General features: G+C 61.3%; 4 protein-coding genes and 1 pseudogene. 3 read left to right on the forward strand and 2 right to left on the reverse strand.

Annotated features, from left to right (window positions below):
- Positions 1-4: 4 nt before the first annotated feature.
- Both H567_RS0113465 and H567_RS24910 read right to left on the reverse strand, forming a co-directional pair.
- The gene (locus H567_RS0113465) at positions 5-3,739 is read right to left on the reverse strand and encodes an ABC transporter substrate-binding protein (RefSeq protein ID WP_028321801.1); all 3,735 of its coding nucleotides are present in this window, start codon (positions 3,737-3,739) and stop codon (positions 5-7) included.
- A gap of 498 nt (positions 3,740-4,237) precedes the next feature.
- Positions 4,238-5,029 carry a DUF169 domain-containing protein gene (locus tag H567_RS24910; RefSeq protein WP_051184845.1) on the reverse strand — a complete coding sequence of 264 codons (792 nt, stop codon included), beginning with the start codon at positions 5,027-5,029 and terminating at the stop codon, positions 4,238-4,240.
- Positions 5,030-5,354: 325 nt separating this feature from the next.
- Here H567_RS24910 and H567_RS0113480 point away from each other — a divergent pair, with 325 nt between their 5' ends.
- The 3 genes and pseudogenes from H567_RS0113480 to H567_RS0113490 all read left to right on the forward strand — a co-directional run.
- Positions 5,355-6,176 (forward strand): DUF169 domain-containing protein, encoded by an 822-nt coding sequence (locus H567_RS0113480; RefSeq protein ID WP_028321802.1) that lies wholly within the window; start codon positions 5,355-5,357, stop codon positions 6,174-6,176.
- A gap of 123 nt (positions 6,177-6,299) precedes the next feature.
- Positions 6,300-7,886 carry an imidazole glycerol phosphate synthase HisHF gene (locus tag H567_RS0113485; RefSeq protein ID WP_028321803.1) on the forward strand — a complete coding sequence of 529 codons (1,587 nt, stop codon included), beginning with the start codon at positions 6,300-6,302 and terminating at the stop codon, positions 7,884-7,886.
- A 1,008-nt stretch (positions 7,887-8,894) separates the two neighbouring features.
- Positions 8,895-9,157 (forward strand): annotated as a pseudogene (locus H567_RS0113490) (IS1380 family transposase); the annotation flags it as partial.

Below are 9,157 nucleotides of genomic sequence, written 5' to 3' on the forward strand. Positions count from 1 at the left end.
TCGATCAATCGGAATCGCCCGCTGGGTAAAGCGTGGCTTTGCGCATCGTTTCCTCGCTGAGATGGAGCCCGAACCGGCGGACCAGGCCGGAGTTGACGATCAGCTTCTCCGAACGGGTATTGCTGAAAGCAATGTCTTTCGGGTCTGCGCCGCGCAGGATGCGGACGGCGATTTCGGCCGCCTCCAGCCCGGCGTCGTAATAATCCCGGGCAAGAGCCAGCACACCCCCCTCCTTCATCTGGTCGGTGTCGAACACATAGACGGGCAGATCCCTTTCGCCGGCCTTGCGGGCGATCAGAGCGAAACCGGGCCGGGTCAGGTTGTCCGGGATCTGCACCAGGGCCTGGATATCCTTGCCGCATAGATCGACGGCCCCCTGCGCCACCTCGGCGCTGCTCGTCACCGGGACGGAGACCAGTTCGATGCCCTCCTTTTCGAGGGCCTCCGCCAGCGCGTCCTTGTAAAACACGCTGTTGACCTCAGCGGGGGTGAAAAGCGTCCCCGCGCGCTGGATCCCCGGCAGACTCTCCCTGACGATCCGGGCCATCCCCTCGAAGGGGGAACGGGTAGTGATGCCGGTCACGTTCGGCAGGTGATCCGCCTCGCTCTTCCCCGCGCCGGCGGAGACGCCATCGCCCACCCCCGTAAAAACGATCTTCGTCTCAGGCCCTGCCTGGCGCAGCGCCGCCTGCAAGGTCGGCGTCGACACCGCCATGAGCAGGTCGACGCGGTCCGCCCTGACGGCCGTCATGATGCTCGAGAGGGTCGACATATCCCCCTGCGCGTTGAACTCGCGCAGCGCATAGTCCCGGTTTTCGACGAGGCCGGCCTTCTTGAGCCCATCGAGGAGCCCGTTGCGGCAGTGCTCCGATGAATACGTTTCACAGTAAAGGACGAGGCGGAGCTTGAAGGGCGTCTTGGCCCTGGATACCGCTTTTTCCGCCGGTTCGACGCGCGTGTGGGCCGCGGTGGGCCTGACGGGCAGACGGGATGGAGGCACACCGGCCAGGACCTTCGCAGCCAGCCGCCCGGACTGCCGCCCCCACTCGAAATAACTGTCCCCCACGCCTCCGCTCGCTCCCTCCGCGATCAGCGCCATATCCGTGACATAGATCGGGACGCCGGCGGCCTGGGCCACTTTGAGGATCGCCTTGAACCCCGTGGTGACGAGGTTGTCCGCCGAAAGGACGATCGCCCGGGCGCCGCGGTCGATGACCGCCTGCGTGGCCACCGGGAGTTCGGAGACGGTGGACGCCGTGGCCTCGAGGATGCGGACGCGCTGCTCCTCGCAGGCCTTCCTGAGCCGCTTCACGGAGATCAGGGCGTTCATCTGGGACGGGTCGTAGATGATCGCCACGGCGCCGAGGCCTGGATCGTGCCGTCTCACCATCTCGAGCACTTCGCCCAGCGGGGGATCGTCGTGGATGCCGCACACGTTGCCGGGACGGCCGTCCTTGAAGAGGCCGAGTTCGTTCGGGTCGCTCGCAGCGGTGAAAACGAGGGGGCACTCGAAATGTTTCTGAACGGCGGCGATGAGGACGGGGGAGGAAACCGTGACGATCAGATCGGGCTTGTCCATCCGCACACTGTCCAGGATCTGCGGCAGCTGGGACATGTCGCCTTGCGCGCAGTAAGACCTCATCCGGAAGTCGACCCCGTCGAGCAGGCCCGTCTCGGACAAGGCGGCCTTCACACCCTGGATGGCCTGGTCGAGGGCGGGGTTCTCCACGAGGTTGACCAGCGCGACCGTCGCCGGGGCCTCTCCGCTCGAGCGGACATGGAAAAACCGGTCGGCCCGCTCGAGGAGTTCGACCGGGACGGTGACACCCGCCTCCCGCGCCGCCGCCAGGTCGAGGGCCAGTTCGTTCTTTTCGCAAGGGGCGAAGGGGATGCCGGCGGGGGACTCCCCGAGGAGGACGCGCGCGGTCAGGGCGGCGATCTCCCGGCCGTAGTCGTAGGGGCCGGGCGCACAGGACAGGACGGCCCCCGTCCCCATGAGGGAGACGTCCTCGGCGATGACCGGGGTGCCCTCCGCGCGGCAGGCCTTCGTGATGGCGGGCATCGCGTTCACGATCGTGTTGTCGCCCATGGCGAACACGAGATCGACCCCCTTCGCCAAGAGCCCGCGCATCCCCTCGGGGACTTCACTCGGGTGGTTGACCGCGACGGTCACGAGTTCGATCCGGCTGCCGTCCAGGATGCGCTTCAGGTTGTCCACCTCCTTGAGCGAGTTGGGCTCCGAGGGGTTGTAGAGCGCGCCGATGCGTCTGGCCTCCGGAAACAGCCTGCGCGCCCACACGAACAGTTCTTCGGCGGGCATCAGCTGAACGATCCCGGTCACGTTGGGCAGGTGGTCATCGAAGCTTTTTCCCGCGCCGCCCTCGAGCGGCGCGGAGACGATGCCGAAAACGATGTTCGTATCCTCTGTCTGGGCGATCGCACTGCTGAGGCAGGCCGTGGTCATGACGACGAGCACGTCCGGCCGCTGCAGCAGGAGGTCGGCCGTCGTCTGATTCAGGAAGGACATATCGCCGTTGGCGTGCTGGACCGACAGGATCAGGTTGTCTCCTTCCACGAAGCCCAGGTCACGCATGCCGTCCTTGAAACCTTTGATGGCCATGTCGAAAATGGGGGCGGGAACGAAATGACTCAGGCCGATGTGGTACGATCTGCCGGGCTCCGGCGCGGCGGGCCTTGCGTCGGGGCCTCCGCCCTGCTCTTTCAGAAGCGCTTGAACGGAGGGCGTGAGGGACCACCGTCCGCCCAGTCTTGCCAGGACCTCCCGATTGAGGCGAAGCATATCCGGGATGACATTCTCGATGCGGAATGCCGACGGGCTTTTTCCTTCGAGGATGTCCGCCGCGATGTCGGCCGTGTAGCGGCCGACGGTGAAGTAGTCCGCGCCGAGCCCGAAGAGCGCCCCCTTTTCGGCGTCGGTCGGGTCGTTGGTGAAGACCGGGATGCCGGCCTCGCCGGCGAGGCTGATGATGAGCCGGATGGAGGCGTTGGCCACGGTGTCCCCCCCGACCCAGACGGCGTCCGGCTTCCTGGTCATCAATGACCGGGCGGCCTCGGAGACCTCGGAGGTGTTGGCGGCAACCGCTTCGACGAGATCGATCCCCAGCTCGCGGCAGATATCGCGGGCCTGAACGAGACAGGCCTCCGAGCACTGCTCGCCCGGGTTCCAGACCACTCCGAGGCGTTCGAGGGCCGGGTTCATGTCCTGGGCGATCTGAATGGCCCGCCGAACGGGCTGGAACGTGCCGATGCCCGCCATGTAGGGGGGGTGCTGCTGCGGCTCCGGACCCTCGATGCCGACCCCGGCGCCGTATGGGTCGGTGACGGCGCCGAATACGTGGGTCTTCTTCCGCGTGAGGTTGGCTTTGGAAAAGGTCTGCAGGGCGACGGTGCTCGAGGTAATGACGAGTTCATAGGGTCCGTTGGCGATTTCCCGGGCGATGGCGTTGGCTGTGCTGACATCCCCCTGCGCATTGAAGAGACGGATGTTCCGGTTGCCGGGCGCGCAGGCGCCCCTCTCCTTCAGCCGGGAGAAAACTCCCGCGATATGGTCGTCCAGGAGAGGCGTCGAGGTGAGTTGCATGACGGCGAGCGCAGGATAGGTGCGTGCCTGGCGGCTTTCATCCGTTACGCGCTGTTCACGGTCTGAGAACAGCAGGATCGAGGAGGCCGCCGCAATGAGGGCAACGACAAGCCACAGTTGTTTGATCGCGTTTTTCATGGTTATCCCGTGCGTGCGTTGGGCAGTGCCAGCCATCCGGCATGGGTGGGGTGTCGTTCTGCTCCTGTCTTATTCTGCAATCGCCTTCATCTGTCAAGGGGCATAACGCGGTTTCCGGGTCGATGCTACAGCAAAGGACGGGAATTCCGCGATCGCAAGGGTCAATCATGCGGCTCAGGAGAAGGGTCCCCCAAAACGAACCATTCCCAGACGCACTCCTTCCACCGTTCGATGTCATCCCGGCACGACGAGGCCGGGGCCTCCCATCCGCAGGACCTGCAGACCACCCTGGCCGCCGCTCAGCGGCCGACGATCTCTGCAGCGGCCCAGCAGCGGCGGCACGTCAAATTGGGTTCAAATTCCATGCCTAAGGCACTCCCTTACCCGGGTCAATGAATCGATCTATCCATTGCTCTTATTTATATTTAATTGTTTATTGCTAATTGTTAATTATTGCTTGTTTCTTGTTTATTGCCTTGCCCGGTACACCCTAGGGCCTCAGGGCCTCTCCCTGCGCCGCTTGAATATGTCCGCCAGGGGCATCGAAAAGGCGACCTCGGGCTGAAAACGCAGATAGGCGGGAACGGGATACCGGATGCCTTTTTCGTGCGTCCTCTCAAGCCCTTCCACCAACTCCGCCAGGCGGGCGGCATGGATGGCCATCACCATCTCGTGGTCCTGGCAGGCGGCCCACACACGGTCTCCGTTTCCCGGTACCACGACCTTCGCATCCTGGTCGAGCCAGGCGCCGATGACCCCTTCCGTGCACGACGCCGCCCGGCCCGAAAAGGAGCCCCGGATGGGTTCGCCGCTCAGGAACGTGCACCCATGGATCAGGCGCATCATCTGCGCGGGGTTGACGTAGACGAGCACCACGTCGGGCGGCATCGCGGTCTTCTCGAGCGGAGAATACAGAACGATGGGATCGTGCTCCGCCTCGAGCAGGCGAAACCCCTGGAACATCCGGACGGCGGATGCATCGTCCGCCGCGTAGTTCATGTGGGTGAAAAAATCGACGGGTCCGGCCGGATCGCTCACTCGCTCCCACCCATACGTGTGCGCGGCGATCGCGCAGCCGACGTCTGCGCGCGTGAACGCGACCGTCCACCCATAGAGCCGCGCCATGGCAGCCCCCTGGCACGGGGCCATCTTCACACCGAGGTCGCGCAGCGGCCTGCGGGCCTTCTGAGGGATCTGGTCCTCCTTCGCCAGGAAGCTCACCGCCACGGGCATGGTGGACGGATTGATCCGCTCCCTGAGCTTCCGCCCCATCTCTATCCACTCGTTCATCACTTCCCCGCTCCTTTCATTCGAAGAGAGTCCTGAACACAAGCCGCCGCTCCACGGCCTTCCCGGACATCCGGGGCCGCACCCTTTTCTGCGGACCGGCCTGCGCCCGAGCCATCATCGCCGGATCGGACTTCCGGCAAATCCTGCATCGGCGACTCCGTGTTGAAAGACGGTCGTTCATTCCCCATCTCATTTCCTTTTGGAAACGTCGCCGCGCCGGATGCTTTCCCAGAGCGATACTATATAATATATTCTCTTGAAGGAGAACCCGACGATCAAACAGATGCAAACGCAATGCGAATCCAAATGGAACAGGGGAGGTTTTATGGAATCGAAAATCGCCAAGGCCATCGGCCTCAAGTTCAACCCGGTCGCCGTGATCCTGGCCGACCGGAAACCCGAGAACGCCCTGCAGTTCAAGAAGGGAAAATGGGGATGCGTGATGTTCATGTTCGCCAACGCCGCCAGAGGCAAGACAGCCGCGTTCGACAAGGAAACTTACGGCTGCTGGGGCGGGGGCGTGGGGCTCGGGTTCGGGAACGCCTACCTTCAATTTCCCGGCGGGGTCGAGTGCTTCGCCCATTTCCTGTCTTCCGGCAATATCCATTCGGAAAAGGGCAAGGAGGTCGCCCGCGAGCTGGAAGCCTCCGCGGGAAAGGCATTTACGGACGAATTTTTGGAAGGCGAGGGGTATGTGAAAACCCCTGAGCTGGTGAAACAATTCTTGGGCGAACTGCCCATGCGGGACATCGGTTCGAAGTATCTGCTCTTCAAACCTCTCCCGAAAACCGACCCCGCGCTCGAAAAGCCGGAGACCGTGGTCTTCGCCGCCAACCCGGATCAGATCTCGGCCTTGGTGATCCTGGCCAACTACGCGAGGGAAGGCATCGAAAACGTAGCCATCCCCTGGGCCGCCGGCTGCCAGACCATCGGCATCCTGCCGTTCAAGGAGGCCGAGTCCGCCAGCCCCAGGGCTGTCGTAGGACTGACAGACATATCGGCCAGAAAATATGTCCGCAAGCTTCTGGGGGCGGAGTATCTCTCGTTCGCCATGCCTTGGAAAATGTTCCTCGAGATGGAGGACAACGTGGAAGGCAGCTTCCTGGAGCGGGCGACCTGGCGGTCTCTTCGTCAGCCCGAAAGCTGAATCCCGATGCTTGCAAGAGGCCCCGGGCAAACGCTTTTCTTTTTCCAGCTGCGGCCATCAGGACGCTTGCCCGCGGCCCCCGAATGCTTTATATCTTTCTGATCTCAACTCAAGGACGGAACGATGATCACTTTTCTGGACTACGGCGCAGGAAACGTGCGCAGTGTGATAAACGCCATCGAGAAATTGGGGGAAAGCGTCCGGATCGTTCGGAGCGGCGCAGACCTGCTCGCTGCAGAGCGCCTAATATTTCCGGGCGTAGGGCATTTTGCCAACATGATTCGGACGCTGGAGGAAAAGGGCCTCATCGAACCCCTGCGGGCCTACCTCCGCGCCGGACGGCCTTTCCTCGGCATATGCCTCGGCCTGCAGGCCCTGTTCGAGGGGAGCGAAGAGGCGCCCGGGGTGCCGGGGCTCGGCATCATACCCGGGAGGGCCCAGCGCTTCGTTGTCGACCTGGCGGTCCCCCACATCGGCTGGAACGGGTTGAGGGCCCTGCAGCCTTCGGCGATTCTAAACGGACTGCGCGGCGACGAAAAATTCTATTTCGTCCACTCATACCACGTCGTGCCCCGGGACGAGTCGGTGGTTCTGACCCGCACCGATTACGGGATTCCTTTTGTCAGCAGCATCCAGCAGGGGAACGTCATCGCCACGCAGTTCCACCCTGAAAAGAGCGGAGAGGACGGCCTAAGGATCTTGAAAAATTTTCTCAAATCCGCGCGCCCGGAGTTCCCCGGGCTTTCCACGAGGTCGACGAGTACACGGCTCGCCAAACGGATCATCGCCTGCCTGGATGTACGCAGCGACGACCGCGGAGACCTCGTGGTCACCAAGGGGGACCGGTACGATGTCCGCGAGGAGGGTGCGGTGCGCAACCTCGGAAAGCCCGTGGAGTTGGCGCGGCGCTATTACGAGGATGGCGCCGACGAGATCACATTCCTCAACATCACGGGTTTCCGGGATTTCCCGCTCGAAGACATGCCGATGCTGGAGGTGCTCCGGCAGACATCCCTGAACGTCTTCGTACCGCTCACCATCGGGGGGGGGATTCGGGACTACACCGATGAGAACGGCCGCCGCTACTCATCCCTCGAAGTGGCCTCCGAGTATTTCCGCTCGGGTGCCGACAAGGTTTCGATCGGCAGCGACGCCGTTTTGATCGTCGAGGCCTATTTGAAGGATAGGCGCAAAACGGGACGGAGCGCCATCGAAGAGATCGCTCGCGTTTACGGCAGCCAGGCCGTCGTCATCTCGATCGACCCTCGGCGCGTCTATGTCCGGTCCCCCGAAGAGGTGCGGCACCACGTCATCGAAACCGCAACCCCCGGTCCGGGCGGCGAGCGCTTCTGCTGGTACCAGTGCACCATCAAAGGCGGCCGCGAGGGGCGGGAGGTCGATGCGGTGACCCTGGCGCGAGCGGCCGAAGAGTTGGGCGCGGGGGAGATCCTCCTGAACTGCATCGACCGGGACGGCACCCACCTCGGGTTCGACATCGAACTCATCAACGCCGTCAAGAGCGCCGTCACCATCCCGGTGATCGCCTCGAGCGGCGCCGGCAGCACCGAACACTTCCTGGAGGTCTTCACGCGGACAAAAGTCGAATCGGCCCTCGCCGCCGGCATCTTTCACCGCGAAGACGTCCCCATCGCCGCCGTCAAGCGCCACCTCCAATCCAAAGTCGAAATCCGCGGGGTCGGACCAAGGTAACGCACTATTTTCATTGGAATAAAACGCTTTAACAGGTCATTTTTTCAGCTTAAACACGCCATTTTCGCCCCAAAAATGCAGTTTAAGCCTTGAAGGGACTGAGACATCATAGCTTGCGCAAAAACCCGACAGACCGTCTATCGTCTAAACGCCAAAATATTGCTCTCAAGCAGAAACGGTCAAGAATTTAAGGGCACGTTCCTTTTATGCTTTGCGAGGCAAGGGATCAAATAAGTTTACTCACTCTCAACTTTGGTTTAAATAATATCTGATCTTCAGGATGAGATCGCCATCGGCATTTGGCGATCGGATCCGATCATCTGAGGCGCCGAGGCCGAGTTCTTTACGACCGGCTTGTTGTATTTCGGAATTCCTGGTCGGGATTTCTTGCTCGGCCGCCCGCGTTCCTAGAGACGTCATCCCGGACCCGCGCTGAAGCGTTCGAAAGCGCCTTTGAATCAGACCATCAAGCAGCATACGCCCCCCGATTTAAATGCCGCCCCGATCCACCAGGCAGCCCATGTCTTCTCTCTTTGGATTTTGCACCGGGCTGCTGTGCCGGCGCTTTAGCCCCCCGAATCGTTGGCCTACTTGTCACTAATGGCCGCAGGATCTTGTGTGTTCTTCAGCCCGTTTCCCAACAGTGTCCATTCTAAAAAACGCATCCGACAAGAGAAACCTTCCAGTCGGAAACGAGGGCTCAAGATTAATTCTAGAAAATCCATCTGTTGGGTGGAAGCGGCCCGTAGGCCGCTGTAAAAATAGACATGTAGATTGACGCGGAGATTACCCAAAAAGGCCATTTCAGGGCGGAAACTATTTCAGACGGCCTAGTGAACATGCCAAGGTCTAACAGAAGAACAATTTATCGAGAAAAATCAGGACACCTTCCTGAATCCGTGAGCGAATTACTTATAAAATTAACGCACAGAGCAATACAATATATTGATTTTATTCACTAACTGTGCTACGGTTTCACCTGTCAAAAGATCACTTGGGAGGTGAAACGTGAAACGATTTATCCTTGAGCGGTCCAAAAAAGATTTCTACACCTCGCACTCGGGTCTTGCATTGATCGGACTGGGCATCAACTATTACAGCGACCTGCCACGCAAAGCACGGAAGGCATTTCCTCTTGCCAAAGGCGTCAGCGGAATCGGACTGGACGACGTCGTGCGCAGCTATGTCGGCATGCTCTCTCTTGGTCAAAGCGATTATGAAGCCGTAACCAATAAGAAAGACGACACCTATTTCAAGCAGTCCCTGGGTAT

This window comes from Desulfatiglans anilini DSM 4660, assembly GCF_000422285.1.
Classification (GTDB): domain Bacteria; phylum Desulfobacterota; class DSM-4660; order Desulfatiglandales; family Desulfatiglandaceae; genus Desulfatiglans; species Desulfatiglans anilini.

What these genes read in the sequence shown, in the direction of transcription:
- H567_RS0113465 (WP_028321801.1), bottom strand. Translation starts at nt 3,739, where the DNA reads ATGAAAAACGCGATCAAACAACTGTGGCTTGTCGTTGCCCTCATTGCG.
- H567_RS0113480 (WP_028321802.1), top strand. Translation starts at nt 5,355, where the DNA reads ATGGAATCGAAAATCGCCAAGGCCATCGGCCTCAAGTTCAACCCGGTC.
- H567_RS0113485 (WP_028321803.1), top strand. Translation starts at nt 6,300, where the DNA reads ATGATCACTTTTCTGGACTACGGCGCAGGAAACGTGCGCAGTGTGATA.
- H567_RS24910 (WP_051184845.1), bottom strand. Translation starts at nt 5,029, where the DNA reads ATGAACGAGTGGATAGAGATGGGGCGGAAGCTCAGGGAGCGGATCAAT.